The 19,663-nt window shown below is 55.5% G+C and carries 13 protein-coding genes, 2 tRNA genes and 1 other RNA gene; 6 read left to right on the top strand and 10 right to left on the bottom strand.

What is annotated here, in order from left to right; translation table 11 throughout:
* Nucleotides 1–75: 75 nt before the first annotated feature.
* From O4G22_RS08940 to hisD, 3 genes are all read right to left on the bottom strand, one after another.
* Entirely contained in the window at nucleotides 76–1,743 is a 1,668-nt protein-coding gene (locus tag O4G22_RS08940) for a tetratricopeptide repeat protein (RefSeq protein ID WP_306701590.1), read from the bottom strand.
* 217 nt (nucleotides 1,744–1,960) lie between these two features.
* Nucleotides 1,961–2,857: a bile acid:sodium symporter family protein gene (locus O4G22_RS08935; RefSeq protein ID WP_094135413.1), complete on the bottom strand. Its 897-nt coding sequence runs from the start codon at nucleotides 2,855–2,857 to the stop codon at nucleotides 1,961–1,963.
* A 263-nt stretch (nucleotides 2,858–3,120) separates the two neighbouring features.
* Nucleotides 3,121–4,419, bottom strand: a complete 1,299-nt coding sequence (hisD, locus tag O4G22_RS08930; RefSeq protein WP_094135412.1) for a histidinol dehydrogenase — start codon at nucleotides 4,417–4,419, stop codon at nucleotides 3,121–3,123.
* A 201-nt stretch (nucleotides 4,420–4,620) separates the two neighbouring features.
* Here hisD and sucC point away from each other — a divergent pair, with 201 nt between their 5' ends.
* Nucleotides 4,621–5,802 carry an ADP-forming succinate--CoA ligase subunit beta gene (gene sucC / locus O4G22_RS08925; protein WP_128155113.1) on the top strand — a complete coding sequence of 394 codons (1,182 nt, stop codon included), beginning with the start codon at nucleotides 4,621–4,623 and terminating at the stop codon, nucleotides 5,800–5,802.
* Nucleotides 5,803–5,823: 21 nt separating this feature from the next.
* On the top strand, nucleotides 5,824–6,711 hold the full coding sequence (gene sucD, locus O4G22_RS08920; RefSeq protein ID WP_012420745.1) for a succinate--CoA ligase subunit alpha: 888 nt from the start codon (nucleotides 5,824–5,826) through the stop codon (nucleotides 6,709–6,711).
* A gap of 867 nt (nucleotides 6,712–7,578) precedes the next feature.
* Here the strand turns inward: sucD and O4G22_RS08915 are convergent.
* Both O4G22_RS08915 and O4G22_RS08910 read right to left on the bottom strand, forming a co-directional pair.
* Nucleotides 7,579–7,671, bottom strand: a tRNA-Ser gene (locus O4G22_RS08915).
* 316 nt (nucleotides 7,672–7,987) lie between these two features.
* Nucleotides 7,988–10,138, bottom strand: coding sequence for a RecQ family ATP-dependent DNA helicase (locus O4G22_RS08910; protein WP_306701589.1), 2,151 nt, complete (start codon nucleotides 10,136–10,138; stop codon nucleotides 7,988–7,990).
* 213 nt (nucleotides 10,139–10,351) lie between these two features.
* On the opposite strand from O4G22_RS08910, the gene O4G22_RS08905 reads away from it, so the two are divergent.
* Both O4G22_RS08905 and ssrA read left to right on the top strand, forming a co-directional pair.
* Nucleotides 10,352–10,428, top strand: a tRNA-Arg gene (locus tag O4G22_RS08905).
* An 81-nt stretch (nucleotides 10,429–10,509) separates the two neighbouring features.
* Nucleotides 10,510–10,869: a transfer-messenger RNA gene (ssrA, locus tag O4G22_RS08900) on the top strand.
* Between the two features lie 306 nt (nucleotides 10,870–11,175).
* On the opposite strand, the gene O4G22_RS08895 is transcribed toward ssrA, so the two are convergent.
* Nucleotides 11,176–11,583, bottom strand: coding sequence for a hypothetical protein (locus tag O4G22_RS08895; RefSeq protein WP_306701588.1), 408 nt, complete (start codon nucleotides 11,581–11,583; stop codon nucleotides 11,176–11,178).
* Nucleotides 11,584–11,766: 183 nt separating this feature from the next.
* Between O4G22_RS08895 and O4G22_RS08890 the strand changes: the two genes are divergently transcribed.
* Together O4G22_RS08890 and O4G22_RS08885 are read left to right on the top strand one after the other, a co-directional pair.
* Nucleotides 11,767–12,759, top strand: coding sequence for an alkaline phosphatase family protein (locus O4G22_RS08890; protein ID WP_306701587.1), 993 nt, complete (start codon nucleotides 11,767–11,769; stop codon nucleotides 12,757–12,759).
* Between the two features lie 9 nt (nucleotides 12,760–12,768).
* Nucleotides 12,769–13,179, top strand: coding sequence for a hypothetical protein (locus O4G22_RS08885; RefSeq protein ID WP_306701586.1), 411 nt, complete (start codon nucleotides 12,769–12,771; stop codon nucleotides 13,177–13,179).
* Nucleotides 13,180–13,325: 146 nt separating this feature from the next.
* Here O4G22_RS08885 and O4G22_RS08880 read toward each other — a convergent pair whose 3' ends face one another.
* From O4G22_RS08880 to O4G22_RS08865, 4 genes are read right to left on the bottom strand one after another with little or no spacing between them, the layout of a single operon-like run.
* Nucleotides 13,326–14,105 carry a hypothetical protein gene (locus O4G22_RS08880; protein WP_249851719.1) on the bottom strand — a complete coding sequence of 260 codons (780 nt, stop codon included), beginning with the start codon at nucleotides 14,103–14,105 and terminating at the stop codon, nucleotides 13,326–13,328.
* A 6-nt stretch (nucleotides 14,106–14,111) separates the two neighbouring features.
* The gene (locus O4G22_RS08875) at nucleotides 14,112–16,274 is read right to left on the bottom strand and encodes a hypothetical protein (RefSeq protein WP_249851718.1); all 2,163 of its coding nucleotides are present in this window, start codon (nucleotides 16,272–16,274) and stop codon (nucleotides 14,112–14,114) included.
* Nucleotides 16,264–19,194: a hypothetical protein gene (locus O4G22_RS08870; protein WP_249851717.1), complete on the bottom strand. Its 2,931-nt coding sequence runs from the start codon at nucleotides 19,192–19,194 to the stop codon at nucleotides 16,264–16,266. The genes O4G22_RS08875 and O4G22_RS08870 overlap by 11 nt, the downstream gene beginning before the upstream one ends.
* Nucleotides 19,194–19,661: a hypothetical protein gene (locus O4G22_RS08865; RefSeq protein WP_249851716.1), complete on the bottom strand. Its 468-nt coding sequence runs from the start codon at nucleotides 19,659–19,661 to the stop codon at nucleotides 19,194–19,196. The genes O4G22_RS08870 and O4G22_RS08865 overlap by 1 nt, the downstream gene beginning before the upstream one ends.
* Nucleotides 19,662–19,663: the final 2 nt, after the last annotated feature.

Here is a 19,663-nt window from a genome sequence, read left to right as displayed (position 1 = left end):
CAGGCATTGAGCCAAAAAGACGGCACAAATCAAGCAAAATAAACGCCTCGCAACGTCTTACGAAGCCCCCGCATCCTATCTCCGTGAAGATCTGGACTTCACGGAGGTTCTGCGTCTGGGGGACGCCATGCGCACTCGGGGAAAACCGGATTCCTTCCAGCAGTCATCCGCTTTCTCCTTCATGCCCAGTTCGTCGTAACAGCGTCCAAGCTGTTTGTAATTTTCCGACCGCTGCTCCCCTTCCAGCATGGGAAGAACCGCCTCAAAAGCCTCTGCGGCCTCCTTCCATTGTTCTCCGTCGCACAGGGCGTACGCTTTGCACAGATAAGACTGCACCAGCAAATCTCTGCGTTCCGCCCCCTCCACGCATTTCAACAGGGAATCCACCGCTCCGGCATAAGCTATCAGGGCGCCTTCCCTGTCCCCTGCCATATCGCAGGCAAGCCCCAGGGAATAATATACGCGGCCCAGGGACAGAAGATCCGAGCCGAAATGGGACTTCCGCAACTGAAGAGCCTTTTCCAGATTCTCCCTGGCCTTACTCCCCTCCCCGGCATCCAGCCATGCCTTGCCCAGTCCTTCGCGTGACTGTGCGGAAATGATGGGAGAAGCCGAGCTGTTGGAAATGGCCTTTAAAAAATCCGCCCGGGCTTCCGGAGCGGCCTTGCGCAAGATGTTGACCCATCCCCTTTGATCATATAACCCGGTCCAAAAAGCATGGTCTGCCGGCAATACGCCGCGGGCAGCTCCTTCCGCCTGGTAAAGATAAGCCAGGGCTTCCTCATAATTCCCCTGCTCCGTAGAAATACGGGCCAGACCGCGCAGGGCATTGAGGCAGTCATTCAACAGGTAAGAGGCATTTTCCGAGCCGGAAAGTCCCTTTAAAAACAGTTCCCGGGCCTCCTCCTTCCTGCCGGCTTCCAACATGGCCTCCCCCATGCTGATGCTGGCCAGGGCCAGGTCTCCGGTGGTCTTGTCCGGCTGGGAACACAGGGCCAGAGCTTTCTTGAAATACTCGCGCGATTCCGGAATGCGTCCCGTAGTGCGCGCCAGCCTTCCCTGGGCGGCCAAAAGCCTGGACCTGACAGGGAGGGCATCCGGCCCCAGATGCGCGGCGGCATCCACCGCACGCTGGAGCAACATATTTGCCTGCTCATTCCTGTTCAGCATCTGGTCAATGGAACTCATGGTCTGAAGGGTCCGCACCAGCGGTTCGGTCATTCCTTCCTTCTCATATCCCTCCTCTGCGGTTTTCAAATAATCGTAGGCGGAAGTGTACTGGTGCTCCGCCAACAGGGCTTTTGCCACGGCATCCGCGCGCGGGGCCCATACCTGACAGCGTCCGGCGGCGTATCCCGCGTCAATTAATTCCCTGGCCGCAGGAAGAGCAAGAATGGCGCCGCCCCGGCTAATCAACTCGCGGGTAAGGCCCCAGGCCGTTTCTGTCCGCAGTTCCGGATCCCTGATCCATGCCAGGCGTTCCTCCCGGTTGTCCAGAATGCCGGCCAGGCTCTCGCGCGAGGCAAAGACATCCGCCATAAAGCGGGACAAATTCTGCATGGCCTTTTCATCGCTTTTCTGCACCACCACCGGCGGAGTGGTCAACATCCCTTCATCATAGCCGATGCGGTACGCCATATGGTACGTCAGAAACTCCAGCAGCATCACGAGAACGCACAGGCACAGGGCAATCAGCCACTTGGTACGCGGAGACAGAGGGGGCAAAGGAGAAGATGCCTGCATAACAGGTGCATAACGTTACCGGGCGTTCCCCGAATTTCAAGCTTTTTGCACGGGGAGCAATCCTCTGCCGTTTCTGACCGTGGATAAAAAAGAACCATCAACAGTCTGCCGGCCGTCATTGGGAACCGTATCAAAAGCCCCTCCCACCCGTTCTTTCCGGCTATGGACACCCCTATAACTCTGCCGGACGCCTCCGCCGGACCGGTTGGCTCATCCCTTATCCATCCCTGCGCTTTCGTTCGGACGCCCGGTACAACTGCCAGGCATTCCATAAATTATGCCACAGTACATAAAACGTGGGGCCAAGAGCGGCAATGGGGCTGGCATACGTCAAAGCCAGATAAATGGACAGGGTGGTATTCTTCTGGCCCAGCGCCTGGCTGCACTCCGCAGCGCGCGTGCGCCCCCCCAGCAAATGCCCCAGCCCGAAATTGAGCCCGCAAACCAGCAGGGCAATCACGCCGATCTGTTCCAAAACACGTTCCGAAATGCCCTCACGGGAGGAAATATCATAAGAAGCGTTTGCGGCTATCAAAACCAGAATCACCACCCAAATGCCAAAGGTGACGTCTTTCAACTTCCTGGGCCAGGCAATCGCGCGCGGATAAAAACGCCGCGCCGCCAGCGCCAGGGCCAGGGGAAGCAACATGACCAGGGAAATATTCTGGGCCACGTTCAGGTAAATCTCAAAACCGCCCCGCCCCACAACCGCCGGCAGGATGAAAGGCAGCAGGGCGCAGATAATACCGTTAATCAGCAAAAGGGCGGTCAGCATAAACTCCACGCTGCCGCCCAGCAGCCCCATCACCACGGGAGCCGCCGTGGCTGTAGGCATGATGCCTACGAAAAAAGCGGCCTGAGCCAGATACCCATCCCCAAAAACAAGGCGGCACACACCCCATGCCGCCAGGGCGACCATGAGATTAGCCCCCGTCAGGAGCCAGTGAGCCCGTTCCGGCTTCATGCGTTTGAAGCGGATGCCCAGAAAGGTTACGAACAGCATCACAATCAGCATCCACTTGAACGTCCAGCTGTACACATGCAGACCGGGCATCATGTACCCCGCGATGAAGGCCGCCACAATGGCAAATGTGCGGATGAGGGACTTGAACATGCGGAATGCGGTGAAACGATTACGCGGGATTTCCGAGCAAATGGATGAATCCGCCCCTCCCGCGGACGCTCCATCCCAACGAATCTCGCCAACAAATCGGCAAGCCGGCTATCATGCTCTCAACAGCCGGCGCCACTCCACCCCCATGATGCCGGGAAACGCCCCTACCGCCATATCCGGCAACAAGGAGACCTGCTGCAATTGGCAACCGTTCCCTGATTCCCCGCTGTTGCATCATGGAGAGAATTGAAAAAAATCCGGGATTACCGGTCCACACGGGCGGCGCGCACCTGAATGGAGTGGTTATGGGCGTCCAGCCCCTCCACCCGGGCGAACTCTGCCACATACGGGGCGGAGTTCAGCACGGCATTCCGGTCCATGCGCACCACGCTGGTGCGGCGCTGGAACTGATCCGCCCGCAAGCCGGAAAAAGACTTGCCGGCGCCGCCGGTAGGCAGCGTATGGCTGGGGCCCGCCAAAAAATCCCCGCAGGCTACAGTAGAAAGGGAGCCAGCGTAAATGGCTCCCGCCGTCCTGATGCCATCCAGCACGGCTTCTTCATCCCGCGTGACGAGCACCAAATGCTCCGGCGCAAAGGCATTAACCAGTTCCACCCCTTCCTGAATGGAAGAAACCAGAAAACCGTAGGCATGCTTGTCCAGCACCTCCCGGATGATGGACCCGCGGCTCAGCAGGGCAGCCTGGCGTTCCACTTCCGCCTCCACCTGCTCCAATAACGCTTCCGATGTGGTGACAAAAACAACTACGCTGTCCGGGCCATGCTCGCCCTGCGCCAGCAGGTCGGCAGCAAGGAACTCCGCATCCGCAGTATCATCCGCCAGCACCATTACTTCACTGGGGCCGGGCAGCAAATCAATGGCAACAGCCCCCACCAACTGACGCTTGGCCTCCACTACAAAACGGTTGCCGGGGCCAAAAATCTTCTCCACCGGTTGCACGCTCTCCGTCCCCAGCGCAAGGGCGGCTATCGCCTGGGCGCCCCCTATCTTGACAATCTCCGTTGCGCCGGAGGCTTTCAGCGCATACAAAAGCGCGGGATTCACCCGGCCGTCCGGCCCGCAGGGCGTGGCGGCCACAATCTCCCGCACGCCGGCGGCCTGAGCAAAACCGCCCGTCATGATGGAAGTGGACACCAGAGGTGCTTTACCTCCGGGGATATAAATGCCCACTCGGTCGTACGGAAGGAACCGCTCCGCTACCTCCACGCCCTGCGCATTCACGCCGGACCAGTCCCGCCTGCGGCTGCGGTCTGAAAAATAATGGATGTTTGCCAGAGAAACGGCAATGGCCTCCTTCACAGACTTCTCCACCATGGCCTCCGCTTCCGCCAGTTCTGCCTCCGTTACGAACAGGGAGGAAGAATCCAGATGCGCTTTGTCAAATCTGGCGGCATAATCAAACAGGGCTTCATCTCCGCGCGCGGAAACATCCCGGATAATAGCGTTCACGGTATCCCTTACGGAATCCTCCGGGAGTGCGCGGCGGTTCATCCGGCGCTTCATCTCGTCAAAGCAGGTATCGGAAGGACGGTAAATTTTCATAAAAGGTCTCTACAGAAAAACGGGAAGGGAGTTTCACAATCTTTAAGCACGCAGTCAAGCCTTCTGTCCTCTTTGATTTCCGACGGAACTTCACGGCGCCTCCGGACAAAAAATCAAAAGACCAAACCATTCTCCCTTGACCGACACCAAAAATAGGCCTAGCCTTTCTTCCGCAAACATTTGGCCAAACGGCCCACTGTCATGAACATTCACGAATATCAAGCAAAACAACTCTTTGAGCGTTTTGGCGTGGCAACCCCCAAGGGCATTGCCGCCTCCACAGCTCAGGAAGCAGCACAAACGGCCCGGAACATGGGCCTCTCCCAATACGTAGTTAAGGCACAGGTACACGCTGGCGGCCGTGGTAAAGGCACCTTCAAGAACGGCTTTAAGGGAGGCGTCCACGTCGTCAAGTCCGTGGAGGAAGTGGAAGAAGTTGCCGGCAAAATGCTCAACCAGGTTCTGGTCACCAAGCAAACCGGGGAAGCCGGCAAGCTGGTCAGCAAAATCATGGTGGCGGAAGCCGTAGATCTCAAAAAGGAATGCTACTTCGCCATTCTTCAGGACCGCGCCCGGGAATGCCCCGTTATCGTGGCCAGTACGGAAGGCGGCATGGACATTGAAGAAGTGGCCGCCACCCGCCCGGAAGCCATTATCCGCGAACACATTAACCCGGCGCTGGGCATCCTGCCTTTCCAGGCTCTCAAAATCGCCGTGGCGCTGGGACTGACCGGCCCCCTGCTCCGCCAGGCCACCAAGCTTATCACCAACGTTTACAAGCTTTTCACCGCTCTGGACTGCTCCCTGGTGGAAATCAACCCCCTGGTAGTCACCACGGATGACCGCGTGTGCGCCCTGGACGCCAAATTCAATTTTGACGACAACGCCCTGTACCGCCACCCGGAAATCATGGAAATGCGGGATGAAACGGAAGAAGACCCCCGTGAAGTGGAAGCCGGCAAGTACGATCTGAACTACATCGGCCTGGACGGCAACATCGGCTGCATGGTGAACGGCGCCGGCCTGGCCATGGCCACGATGGACATCATCAAATACTACGGTGGAGAACCCGCCAACTTCCTGGACGTGGGCGGTTCCGCCACGGAGGAAATGGTAACCAACGCGTTCCGCATCCTCACCAGCGATAAAAATGTGAAGGCCCTTCTGGTCAATATCTTCGGCGGCATCATGCGCTGTGACGTCATCGCCCAGGGCATTGTGGCCGCGGCGAAAAACATCGACATGAAAATCCCGCTCGTCGTCCGCCTGGAAGGCACCAACGTGGAAATCGGCAAGAAAATCCTCGCAGACAGCGGCATCGCCATCATCCCTGCCGACAACCTGGACGAAGCCGCCCAGAAAGCGGTGGCAGCAGTCAAATAACCCTCACTATTTATTACGACAATGACATCTCTCATTGACAAAAACACCCGTCTGGTCGTGCAAGGCATCACCGGCAGCGCCGGCGCATTCCACGCCAAAAACTGCATGGACTTCGGCACCAACGTCGTCGCCGGCGTGACCCCCGGCAAGGGCGGCCAGCTCTTTGAAGGCAAGGTCCCCGTCTTCGATACTGTAGCGGAAGCCAAAAAGGCCACGGACTGCAACGCCTCCATGATCTTCGTTCCCCCGCCCTTCGCTGCGGACGCCATCATGGAAGCCGCGGACGCGGGCGTGAAGCTCATCGTCTGCATCACGGAAGGCATCCCGGTGCAGGACATGCAGAAGGTGAAAACTTTCCTGAAGGACAAGGACGTAACTCTCATCGGCCCGAACTGCCCCGGAATCGTCAATCCCTCCGCTAACTGCAAGATCGGCATCATGCCGGCCTACATCTTCAAACCCGGCAGAATCGGCATTGTCTCCCGTTCCGGCACGCTTACTTATGAAGCCGTCTGGCAGGTAACCAACATGGGCTTGGGCCAGAGCATGTGCATCGGCATCGGCGGCGACCCCGTCCACGGCATGACCCAGCAGCAGGCCGTGCAATTCTTCACGGAAGACCCGAACACAGACGCCTTCATCATGATTGGCGAAATCGGCGGTTCCGAAGAAGAAGAAGCCGCTGAATGGATCAAGAACAACTGCAAAAAACCTGTTGCTGCGTTCATCGCTGGAGCCACGGCTCCCAAGGGCCGCCGCATGGGTCATGCAGGAGCCATTGTTGCCGGAGGCAAAGGTACTGCCGCCGCCAAGCAGGAAGCCCTGAAGAACGCCGGTATTGTGGTTGCCAAAACCCCGGCTCAAATGGGCGCCGCCCTGGCGGAAGCCATGAAAAACAAGGGGATGTAATCCCCTCTCTTTCACCTTTTCATATCCAGCGCCTTCCTTTGCCGGAAGGCGCTTTTTTATAGTAAAACGGAGTTGATTACATAAGCGGATTTTGTCTGAATAGCAACAGAGGCAATTCCCTCCGCCCAGCAGGTCGAAACCTCTGTAACCGAAATATTCTTTTATTTGATCTTTCTGTTGATAATTAATAAATTGAACTGAATAACCCACATCCGCGGATTCAGTTCGGCGGAACCGCTCCTCTTCATTTTTCCCCATAAGGGAAAGAAAGATAACCGGGCAAAAGCCAACCCCGCGGATTTCTCCGTGTCACCCCTTCATAAACAGGCATTGGTTTCTTCATCGTGCCAGACAGCATTCCATGCCTTCCATCCGTGCCTCCGTTCGGCGTAATATCCAAAAGCCGCTCAACTCTGATTTCCACAACTTCCAATAAAATCCGGGAAGCCCAACGCGGCATGTGAATAATAGCCTCCTGCACCCACAAACGGTCGCCAACTTTCCCGTAGGGACATTCAATCCACGGGATAAAAATATCTGAAAAACTTTCCGCTTCCTTCCTCGGAAACAGCCAGCCGCAAGCCGGACTTTTCCATGAATGCTAGAATCTCCCACCCTCTTTCTTTCAAAGCTTCAGGGAGATCATTAAACTGGTTCAGACCACACATGCGGCGGGTTTGATTTTTGTACTCTCCAAATGCTGGCTAGGCATTCTAACCGGCGTTTTGGTCCCAAGTTATTCAAATTTGATAAATATAAAATAAGACAGTCAGATCAGCGAATAATTCCCCACCATTTAATCCCCCTGATTTGCAAAGAAAAAAGCCTGCACCATGGAGATGCAGGCTCTTCAAAAAAGAAAGGTTTTGGCGGAGCGGGAGGGATTCGAACCCTCGGTACCGGTTTTGCCAGTACGTTCCTTTAGCAAAGGAGTGCTTTCAGCCTCTCAGCCACCGCTCCGTCTTGGGTAATGTGTGGAGAAGAAACTACACGCTTCCCAAAATGAAGTCAATACATAAATAATACAGTCAAAAATATCGATCAAGCAATCCTTTTGATTCTACTGGATTGGGATAGACAGCTATTCATTTGATTGTTCCATTCGGGCAAAAAAACAATCTCCTTGAAAGAGAAAAAAATACACATAACTCCATATCAATAAATATATTATTGAAATAAATATCCGTTTTTTCCGGAAAATATATTCAGCATAGCATGAACGCCATTTTCCGGAAACGGCGCACACCTGATTGGAAAAATAATAGGAAAGACCAATTCAAACCCCGCAATGCTCGGCAATGACTTCCAGGAAATCATCCAGGTAACGAGCAACTTTCTGCTCTCCAATGCCGTGAACATTCATAGCGCCACGGCGGGTGGTAGGTTTCAACCTGGCCAGACCTTCCAGCGTAGAATTGTGAAACACGGCATAAGCCGGAATCCCGGCCTCCCGAGCCAGTTCATTCCTCAGTTCCTTCAACTTCAAAAACAAATCCTCGTCAAACTCTCCCAGGGCAGCCAAATTTCCTGTAGCCCGAACTCTGGCCTGCTCCATAGATACGGATATTTTTCCCCGGCGGGCAAAAGGCCAAACCAAAGATGCCTTCTTGCGCCCCATCATCACTTCATTGCCTTTCGGACTCAGGGTAATCAGGGGACGGTCCGCCTCTCCGCTCATTTTGGTCAATCCCGCCATCTGCATGGCACGGAACAACTGGCGGATATCGTCCTCGCTCCATCGGGAAAGGATGCCATAGGTACTCAGCCGGACCAGGGATGTTCTTAACAACTCCTGGGTTTTCGCCCCTTTGAGCATCTGAATAATCTTCGTCTTGCCCCATCTTCCCTGCCATGAACCATCAGCCAGACGCACGGACGCGCGCGCAATCCCGCTCAATGCCTGCCGCACCACCAAGGTCTCTTCCTCTCCCAGAGATTGACCTTCCTCAACGCCCAGCGTCAGACACTGATCACAGCGGCCGCACGGAACCCCATCTTCCTCCCCGAAATAATTCAAAATCCATTGCTGCCGGCATCCGGAGGAATAAGCGAATTCCGTCATTGCCTTCAGTTTCTCCCGGTCCCTCACTTCCTTTTCCCTCAGGGCGTCTCCATCCAGAGGAATTTTCAAACCGCTTATGGAAGGATCCGTTACTCTGGTAAGCTTCACGCGTTGCCCCGGAACATCATGACGGCTAATCGCTCCATTGCGTATAAGCACGGATAAAGCTGCCCCCACCTGCATGGCATTACGGCATTTGAGACGCTCCGCCATTTCCTCCAGAGACCACATGACATCGTGGGTTTCCGCACTGCAATGCTTCCTGAGCAACTCGTACAGCTCCACAATCAATGGAATTCCCGGATTGACTCCTTCAATAAAAAATTCCTGGGTCCGCAAATCCGCATGGTTGAACAAAAGTTCGCAATACGCTTCATTCCCGTCTCGTCCGGCTCGGCCAGCCTCCTGATAATAGGCCTCCACGCTGCCGGGAATTTCAAAATGAGCCACAAACCTGACGTCCGCCCGGTCAATGCCCATGCCAAACGCATTTGTGGCAATAACAATATCCGCATGACGGTTCATGAAAGCGTTCTGGGCCTCCTCCCTCTGCTCATCCGTCATGCCGGCGTGATAGGCAGTCACGCTCAATCCAAGATCGGATAGAGCCTCATATACCTGCTCCACTTTTTTGCGGGTGGAGCAATAAATAATGCCCGTCTTGTGACGCTTCACCAATTCATACAACCTCTTGTATTTGTCTTTGTGTGTATCGCACGCAGTAATGCGGAAATGCAGATTTTCCCGCGCAAATCCGCGCACAATCGTCACCGGGTCATCCAGCCCCAGATGTTTCAGAATATCTTCCCGCACCCGCGGCGTAGCCGTGGCGGTCAGCGCAGCCACCTGAGGCCGCCCCAGCATCTCAACAGCTCTTCCCAGCTTCAGATAATCCGGGCGGAAATCGTGCCCCCACTGGCTCAGGCAATGCGCTTCATCCACAGCCACCATATTTACATCCACCTCCGCCAGAGCATGCATGAACCCTTCATGACCAAAACGTTCCGGAGCCACATACACCAGCTTGAACGCTCCCTTCCTCATTCCGTCCAAACGTTCCTTTTGCTCAGGAAAACTCAGGGAACTGTTAATCATGGTGGCGGGAATCCCCCTGGCGGCAAGAGCATCCACCTGATCTTTCATTAAAGAGATTAGAGGGCTGACAACCAGGCAAACCCCGTCCCGGCACAAGGAAGGAAGCTGGTAACACAGGGATTTTCCTCCTCCCGTGGGCATCACTACCAATACATTGCGGCCTTCCATAATGGAAGCCACTACTTGATCCTGGCCCTCTCTCAAGACGGAAAAGCCGAAGAACTTCTTCAATGCCTCCATCGGCGACCTGATCACCTTGAACTCGCTCATTTCCTCCGTTTAGTGTGCCACAGGCCATTCCATGACGCAACGCCTTTCCCCTCTTTCTCCATCCCGCAGTCAACGGTTCCTTTTCTGAAAATTTATTTTCCCGAAAAGAGAAAAATGAATTTTTTTCTCAAATCATCTTACAAACATCTTGACTTTCCCGAAGAAAAATCTATATTTCTCTCACCGCTTATGCGGTAAACGACGCAAGTCAAAGCGCCCGTAGCTCAATTGGATAGAGCGTCTGACTACGGATCAGAAGGTTTGGGGTTCGAATCCCTACGGGCGTGCCACTTGCATCACTACCAGCAAATAAAATGATTCCTGCCTGAACATCACGGCGGGATTTTTTGTCTCTGCTGGTAAATACATATGGGGGCGCCATGGTTTCGACTGGAAGTCTGCGGTGCTGGCTGCATGTGAAGGTTAATCGGCTGGCCTTCTAAAAAGCCGATTAAAAAAATAAATGCAGAGTCTAACGACCTTGCTCTGGCTGCTTAATTAGTTCAGCCGCGTCAGAACCTCAACGCCTGCTAGAGGGGACGACGAAGAGACAGCAGGCTGGTGCAATGCGGGGTTGCCGCGCAACGCACGAGACTTCCACAGGCAACTAGCGAGCTTGCCTAGTTGACGCATGGCGAAGCAGCCGCGAAAGCAGCAATATGCGTCTGAACATGGAGATGCCGTCATCAATGGCCTTCAGGACACGGGTTCGACTCCCGTCGCCTCCACCATTTCAAAACAACCGCAAGCGTTTGAAAAATAACGCTTGCGGTTTTTGTTTTTATAAAACTGCAAGATAAACTGCAGTACATGATAACGGCTTTTAGAAACAATGTGCTGTAATTTGTACGCAGGAATACTCCTTTCTCCCAGTCAGTAGGCGGAAAAGGATGTGGAGGAAGCATCCTTGATAAGGAACAAGCTATTTCATCTATTCACCCCCTCTTACATTGCCATGCTCTAAATCCGCTGCATCACATATCCCCCAGCCAGCCGCCATCATGCAGTCAGTCCTACCTTATTTGCTGATATCCTTATTATTTTCTGATGGTAAAATACTTGAAGAATGATATGGAGGCAAAATCCACCAGCATGAACTGTGCATAATTAACAGGGGTAAAAATACGGCGGCCTCCAAGGCTATTGACAGCCTCAATCGTCAGCAGAACAGCTTCACCAAACTCAACGGCCTCATCATCTCCTGCGGAATGATTCAGCACAGAGGTATTTCCCAGCCTTGCCCATACTTGGACAGCTTGCCAGTCCTCTTCCATGTCCTCAATGACGGCTACAGCCGCGCCCAAAGCCGGGGCCTGGTTGGCCGGTATGTCATTCTGTTTATAGCGGTCTATACGGGTATATCCATCCGAATCCTGGTAGATGGCTGTCAGCGTGAATTCCCGCCAGTTGCCGGGCTTGGAAAACTGTATTTGTATCTCTCTCATGGTATGATTACGCTAATCGGTTGATTTCAATAACGGAGGCACAGAACACCACTTCCCTGAAAATCTGCTCCCGCTCACGGAAAATGTCATCCTGTGTAAAACGTCCTGATTGAGCCCACGCTCCTGTCCGGTATGCTGGCAAGAGTTGATAAAAATATTCCAAGCCGACAGTATGTATTTTATATGGAAAACTCCTCTCATCAAACAACTCGCAGGAATTTCCTGAATCAATTAGGTCTGGCGGCGGCAGGAATGGCGACGGGCGATACAGCCCTTTCCGCCACACAATATGGTTCCGGCATTCCTAAAAATTCCGTACCGGATATTACTCCCGACAATTCCGCCAAAAGAGTGATCATGATTTCCCTGGACGGGATTTGTCTGGAAGGTTTTCAAAAGGCGCATGCTCCCTCCTTAAAAGGAATGATGTCACAGGGAGCTTTCTCTCTGGATACGAGGGTTGTGATGCCCTCCGTCACTTTGCCTAACTGGACCAGTCACTTAACCGGAAGCGGCCCGGAACAGCACGGTGTCTTCAATAATAACTGGACGCTGGCGAATTCCTCCTACCCCGCCGTACGGAAAGACGAAGACGGATATTATCCCTCCGTATTTCAGGCCATGAAAAAATGCCAGCCTTCCTGTAAAACAGCTTTTTATTATAATTGGAAACCTCTCGCCTATCCGTTCAACGAAAAATATCTGGATGAAATCAAGTATCTGAAAGACGATGCCTATATCCCCAATTACAACCAGGCTTTTCAATTCATCATGAAACACCGCTACATCCCCACTGTGGTTTTCCTCTATTCCGTTCATACAGATCATGCGGGACACAAGTACGGATGGATGTCCAATGAATATCTTCAATCTATTGAAGAGGCGGATCAGCAAATTGGAATCTTTTTTCAGAAATTGAGGCAGGAAGACTTATTCAACGATACGCATTTTTTATTTTTGACGGATCATGGGGGAATCGGAAAAGGCCACGGGGGTACGAGCGCAGCGGAAATGATAGTTCCATGGGGAATTTCAGGCCCGGGCATTAAGAGGGATTTTCTGATCACCGAACCGAACAGCACCACCAATACCGCTCCCATGATTCTTCATTTATTCGGAGGAAAGCCACTACCGGAATGGGCGGGGAAAATCATTGAAAGCGTGTTCCCATCATAACCCAGCGCCTTGCTTCTTCTGATGCAATTTGCCGTCTCTTCACGGAAAAACAAAAAACATGCCTGCCGCTGGCATTCCCTGCCGGAGTTGAACCGAGCCTTTGCCGTTGGAGAGACGGCCTTCCTGACCGCTAGAAGAAGGGAACATGACAGCCGGAATAAAACGGCCTGCTTCCCACAAGCCGCTACAGCTTGCATAGCACTTCCCCGGAAAGAGTCAATGATTTTCACCGTATTTTTTCTCCTTTTTAATCAAACAAGGAATTCCAACAGGAGGCTATCAGCCGCCTCAAAGCGCAACAGAACCTGTTCAGGCGTGTTGTTTCCAAAGACATGGAGACAAGCTTATCCCAACCAGACCATCAGCTTTCTGATGTTTTCCAACCATCCTTTTTTCAACCGTTGTAACGGCGCAAGATAGTTGCGATATGCGGGACAGGTTGTTGCGATATTTCGCCACTTGCGGCTAGGAAAAGCCCCTTTCCGGAAGCCTGAAAAGAGGTGAAAAAAACGCCTGAAAACGGGTGAATTCGCGTGACTTTTACCCCCGAATTTGCTATAAAAAACTCACCGCAAGGAAGGTGAATCCGTACCATCACCCGGGGCTATTGCCGCCGCTGCCATCAGCTTTATTTTGGCGTTGCAAAGGGAGTGCATAATTTCCGCCCTGCGCTCACGCGGCACTCCATAAGGCCGGGGGTTGCCTGTCGTCACCATCCGGAACATCCGGGCGTATAAATCAGGGGAAGCCTCGGCGCTGTGCCAGCACCAGCAGGACCAGCGGGAATTCTCCGATTCCCCGCGCCGCCAGGGCGCTTCAATCCGGCATGCCTCCCGTCCGTATTCTTCAATCATGGTCTGGGCATACGTTAAATCCTCCGGGGCTGAATCCGGTAAATGGCGCTCCTGAAGAACGTCGGCCAAATGGACGGCCACATGGGCGCGCACGGCATAGCAGCATCCATAGGTTAAATGCCGATCGTCCCCGGAAGAGTACCACAGGCATTCCGGATGGGCTGCCATCCATTGCAGCCAGTCCCCATCTAAAAGCGCCGTGTCGGAATCCAGCTTGACCAAGATGTCGTCAGGGGAGGCATTCACCGCCATAGAACGCAGAACCCCCACAATGGCGCCAGGACCTCGCAAATTCCCGCCGCGCATCCAGGATGTCTGGTCATAGACGGCTCCCAGCTTTTCCAGGGCCTCCACCGTCCCGGCATCCACTGGGGCGTGGCAATCATCCAGCACCCGCACCAGGGCAGACGGGCAGGCCATCCGGGCGCACCTGGCCGCCGCTACGGCTTCCGGGGCGTCTTCCTTATACGTGAATATGTGAATTCTGATCATAAAAAACTACGGTCCCCACGGATAATACGTGCCGCCCCCTACGGGAAGCTGAATGGTGCCCAGGGCGTACTGGATTACCTCGTCGCCTTTAATGACGGCCAGAGGGAAGGAATAATAAAACAGCCGGGACGGCCTTGCTCCGTCTATGGATGTAAGCATGAAGGGGTCCACCGTCCCCGCGGAGGAAATGACGGCCATGCCCGTGATTTCCTCGTTTTCATTCAGAATCAAATTCAGCCAGACTTCCCCTTCCATCATCGGCAAATCCTTGCTTGCCGGGGCATCTCCCAGCACGCGGCCATTCAGCATGATTTTCCCGGGCGTGATGGTGGCTCCCGTCTTCTGGCCGTCTTCATCGTATTCCAGCTGAACGCGGAATCCGTAGTCATTCGGCTCCGGCGTCGCGGATGACCAGATAACCTCTCCGCGGGGGCTGACGGTCGGGGCCTTGGGGCTGATGCGGGCGTTGGAATCGTAAGTCAGGGACAGGGCGGGATTGTCCTGCACCTGATCCTGGTTGTCCCGGTCATCCATAGCGGCCTGGTTGCTGTAAAGCTGCTGCTGTCGGTCAATCATGCTTTGCAGGCTCAAATGGTCGGGAACTCCCGTGGATATATACGTGTTGCCTGCGGATAAATCCACCGTGACGCCCTGAATGACCGTCCGCATGTCCAGCCAGGCCGGGTTGGCCCCTGCAATCGACAAGCGCCGCCCCAGCAGCAGGTCCGGACGGATGGCCGCCAGGGCGTCCACGCTTCCGGCCCAGGGTGCCACGCGGGTCATTTGGTAATAGGCGGCCAGGACGGGCCTGTAATTTGGCCAGTCCGCTTCGCCGCTCCCGCTGCCTCCGGACGGAGGCGGGAATGCAGAACCGTCCTCCGGGCCGATTGTCCCCTGGCGGTCCACCTTGTAATGCCGTTTCCGGGTGTTGGTGGTAACGCCGCGCCAGGTCAGCCAGTTGTAATACCTCGTCACCTTGTCCCCGTTAATCGTCACGGTTTTTTTACGCGGAAAGAGCAGCTCAAAACCTTTTTTTGGAGGGGAATCTATGTAAACGTATTGCTTGAAAATCACCTCACACCATTTGATGGTTGTGCAGGCTTCGCTTAAAGAGCCGGAAACAAGTTCGTATCTGGTGGCGGTCGTGCTGTAGTTCCTGGCATCCTGCCCTTCCACGGCGGGCGTCTCCCGCTGGATCGTCCCGAACTGTGCCCCGGGAACCTTCGCCAGTTCCGGAATCTTTTTTGTCCACCATTCCCGGGCGTCCTCCGGCCCGGTCGGCATCTTTTCGCCCAGAACCATCATTTCCGGCTTGGCAAAATTGTATTGGGGGCCATCCACGCCATCCTCGTCGGTGTCGTCCGGGTCATCCCCCGTTCGCGGGTCGGACAGTTGCACGATCGTGCAGCCTTCCTGGTGCAAGTCCGCCCCGGCTGGGTGAACAACCGTGGACGTGGCGTACTTGCCCCGCGTCATCACCACCCCCACCGCGGGGGGCACCAGGTCCACCCGTTCCGTCAGCTGGATTTTTGACAATCTGTGCGTGATCCGGTCCAGCGTCACCGGGTCCAGGCGGTCCCCGTCCGCAATGTGCAGCACGGGGCTGGCTCCGGAATAATCAAACCAGGCCACCATGCCGGGCCGGGAACTTAGGAATTTGCGCAGCAGGGAGGCGTGCTTGTCACAGGCGACATCCGTGTCCCATATCCAGGCGGAATCATCCACATCCAGCACATAATCCGTCACCAGCGCCCCGTGGGTGCGGGCGTTGTCCAGCACCGTCCGGAGGGCCGCCGCGATCTTGATGCGCCGTTTGACCGACGCCCCGGAGGATAGGCCGGAAAACGCCGCAAACGAGAAAGCAATCCTGCCCGCCCCGATGCCGGAGCCGAAAAACGTCGTGCCCTCCATCGGCTTCCAGTGGTCGCAAATTTCCACCTGCCACACGTAGCCGGACGCGGACAAGGCGGCATCACACTTGCGCACGGTGCCGTCCAGCACCGTCACGCCGTCCCACGCCACCCGCACGCGCTCTTTATAAGAGAAGGGGGCGGCATCCATCATTTCCCGGCCCAGCTGGAAAGACACCTGGGCCGCCGTAAAATTCCTCCATTGCCAGCTGCATGACTGGCTGGCCAGTCCCGTCAATTCTACTGTTCTAATGTCCATACCCCCGCTGTGAATCAATCTTGTTCAGGCGGCTTTTCAGCTCCGCCACTTCCGCGTTCAGCTTTTGCGCCGTTTCCTGGCTCCTGGAATACCTGCCTAGTATCTCCCGCACCAGCTCCACCATGCCGTGAATCGCGGGCGTTTCGTCCTGGCCGCGGTCGTTGCCAAGAAGCATTTTCAGCTGGCTGGCCAGCTGGGCACGCTCGCCCTTGTCCACCTGTCCGTCCTGTAATGTTTTGCGCACAACGTCCTCCACCTGGTAAAGGATTTCATAGTCGGAACTTCCGGCCAGATCCCCCGCTTTCTGAACAGCCCCCTCCCGGTATTTCCGCATCCATTCCGTCAGTTCCATTGCTGCCATGCTTTTGGCCTGGATGTCTTCAGGCAGGGCGGTTACTTTCCGGGCGGCTTCTTCCAGGCCCTTGATTTTCTGTTCCTGGTTTTCCTGTGTCTTTTTAGCGGTCAGGATGTCATTCATGGACTTCCAGGCTTGTTCCGCGGCTTTCACCATGCCCCGGTCGGCGTCGGAATTGTAAGCATTGCCGAATTTTTCTTTCAGGGCTTTTAAGAATTCTTCCGTCCAGTTGGAGTCACTCTCGTCCCGCTTGTCCCATAACTTCCGGTCCTTGTTGCGCAAGCGGCCAATCGTGTCCCGGAACCTGGTGGCGTTCTCCTGGGCCTTTTTATTACCCTCCGCATACTTGTCCGCAAATCCAGAGAAGGAATCTAGGCTTGCTTCCAGTGTTTCCACAGCCGTGTTCATGGCCGTTTTGGTAGCGTCCAGTTCTTTCTTACGCGCTTCCGCGGCTTTGGATAGAGCTTCCGCCGCCGTCCGGGAAATTGTAGCATCCCGCCGCTGGTTATCCTGCCAGGCATCCGTCTTTCTCGTTTCCGTTTGCACGTCGGAATCAGCCTTTGCCTGGACGCCCTGCACAGTCAGAACATTATTCAGCCGTTCTTTGGCAACCTTTACAGATTCATCCAGAGCTTCCTGGTCTTTTATTAGTTCTGATAATGCTTTTGATCTATTATCTATTACATCTTTAGCAATTTTCAAACTATCCGCATAAGACATATACAAGGCATCCCCGGACTTTCCGCGCACGTCGCCCAGCAACCCCGTATTTTTGATGCCTTCCATCATATTGTTCAAGGCGGCTTCCTGCTGCTGTTTTTCTGCAATCAGCCGGGCCATCATTTCTCCATTGGTGGCGGATGGCATGCTGGCATCTTTCCGCATGCCATCCATTAAGGCCTGTACATGCTTCAGGGTTTCTTCATCCTGATTCTTTTTCTGCTGTAATCCGGCCACCAGTGGGATGCCCACGCCGCCCAGCATGGCCGCTTTAGCCATTTCTTTCGGCGCGTCTGCAATTTCCTTTTCCAGCTTCTTCTTTTTGGCTGCCAGTTCCTGCCATTGTTTCAGGGCCGCTTCCGCATTCTTGAAAGCGTTCGCCTGCTTGTAAAAATCCTCCGTCTTCAGGTCTCGCACGCCTGCCGCTGCCGGGCTGGATTGGGTAAGCTCCTGCATGCGCCTGATCTGTTCCGCCTTGGCTTCGGCCAGCGCTTCGGCTTTTTTCACGGCATTTTCCGCCTGCTTCCGTTCGATAGCCCGGCGTTCTCCGGCGTCTTTGGCGTCGATGGCCGCCAGGGCGTCCCGGGCCTGGCTTTCGGTCATTTCCCCGCGGATCTGTTTTTGCCTGATGATGCTGCGGTTCTTCTCGTTTTCGATGGCCAGCAGCTGGGCCTGCATTTCCAGGTTCCGGCTCGCCTTTTCGTCCAGGGCTTCGATCGTCCTTTTGCGGGCGTCGTAAGCGTCATTGATCTGCTTGACCAGGTCATGTTCCTTCTTCAGCGCCTGTTCCTGGTTCAACCTCCCCAGTTCGGCGCTCATGCCCGCCTGCCAGGCTTCCACCTTCGCTTTCCCCTTCGCCAGCACGTCCGCAAGTTGCGCGGAAACTTTTTTAGCGCCCAGGCCAAACGCATCATTCAGGGCATTTCCGGCAGCCCGGCCCAGCCCCCAGGCTTCCTTGCCCAGGTTGAGGACATTGGTGGCGTTTTGCAGGCCGCCTTTGAACTTGCGCCATTCCTGCATTTTATCACCCGCCCAGGTTTGAACCTGTCCGGGAAATTTGGATAAGGCGTCAATGCTGCGCTGTAGCCATCCGGACTGCTGCTTGACGGCATCCGCAGCATGGCCCACCGTTTTGTCCGCGCCCTGGACCGTTGCGCCCAGCGCGTCCAGTCCGTCAATCCTCACAGTCCAGTCATTAGGCGTTGCCGCCTGTGTCTCCGGATAAGCAGGCACGGCCCCCGTCTGCCCCCCCACGCCTCCGGATGGAAGCGCCGGAACAGACTTGACCGCCCGGGACAATTCATCCATGCCCTTGCGTACCTGGTCCAGCGTCCCCTCCGGCTTGGTAGATGCGGCCAGGCTCTTGGCCAGCGTGGCGTCCATCCTGGCCAGCAGCGCGGCAATCTGGTCCAGCCGCGCCATCATCCATTCATTCCCGCCTTCCCGGGCGGAGGGGACAGGAAGGGGGGAATGATCCGGGGCAGCAGCCCCGCGGGCCACCTCTTCCACGGCTTTGGACACCCGGGCAATTCCGGACTGCATTTCTTCCAGGGCCTTGTCCGTCCGTCCCTGGGCGGACGTTCCGCTGGCCGCCACTCCTTCCGCGCGGGCGATCGTTCCGGCCAGACGGTCCAGTCCCTCCACCTGTATGGTCATCTTGCCAGGGGCGGATGCCCCGGAGAATGCCCGGGCATCCGCCACGGTTCCCACCCCTCCGGAAATAAGTTCCCGCGGCAGCCCCCTGGCTGCCGTGGAAAGATCGTCCACCCCCTTGCGCACCTGGTTAATCCCGCTCATGTCCGCCCGGGTGCCAAGCGTCAGGGATATGTCAATATTGTTGTTCATCAGTTGATTTCTCCGGTCAGGGCAAATTTGAATTCTACGGCCTGCCAGGCTGCCCCGCGCAAGTCCACCCCGTACCAGTGTTCACTGGTCAGGGGGTACGGGCGGGGAGGGTCCACGGTGGCGGCGTATTTCCTCACGCGCTGGGGGCGGCCCTGGTAATAGCAGGTCAGCCAGGTGACGCGCCCCAGCGGGTGCAGCGTGAACAATTCCTGGACGTCCAGGCCCCAGGCACGGGCCGCCGCCGCTGTCGGGAACGGATGGGCCACTGTGAAAGACAGCTGCATCAGGGCGTTGCCCCGCGCCCGCTGAAGCATCCAGGAACTGCCCAGCACGCCGTCCCGCTGCACCTGGACGGAGGCCGTAACGTCCACCGGAGCCGCCATAAGATCCCCCTGTTTGCAGAGCGTGACCGCATCCAGGCCGTCCGGACGATAAATCACCGTGTCTGTGGATTCATAGGCCATCATCA

The sequence above is a fragment of the Akkermansia muciniphila genome, assembly GCF_030848305.1.
Classification (GTDB): domain Bacteria; phylum Verrucomicrobiota; class Verrucomicrobiia; order Verrucomicrobiales; family Akkermansiaceae; genus Akkermansia; species Akkermansia muciniphila_A.
This window is presented reverse-complemented; position numbering and strand designations above follow the sequence as displayed.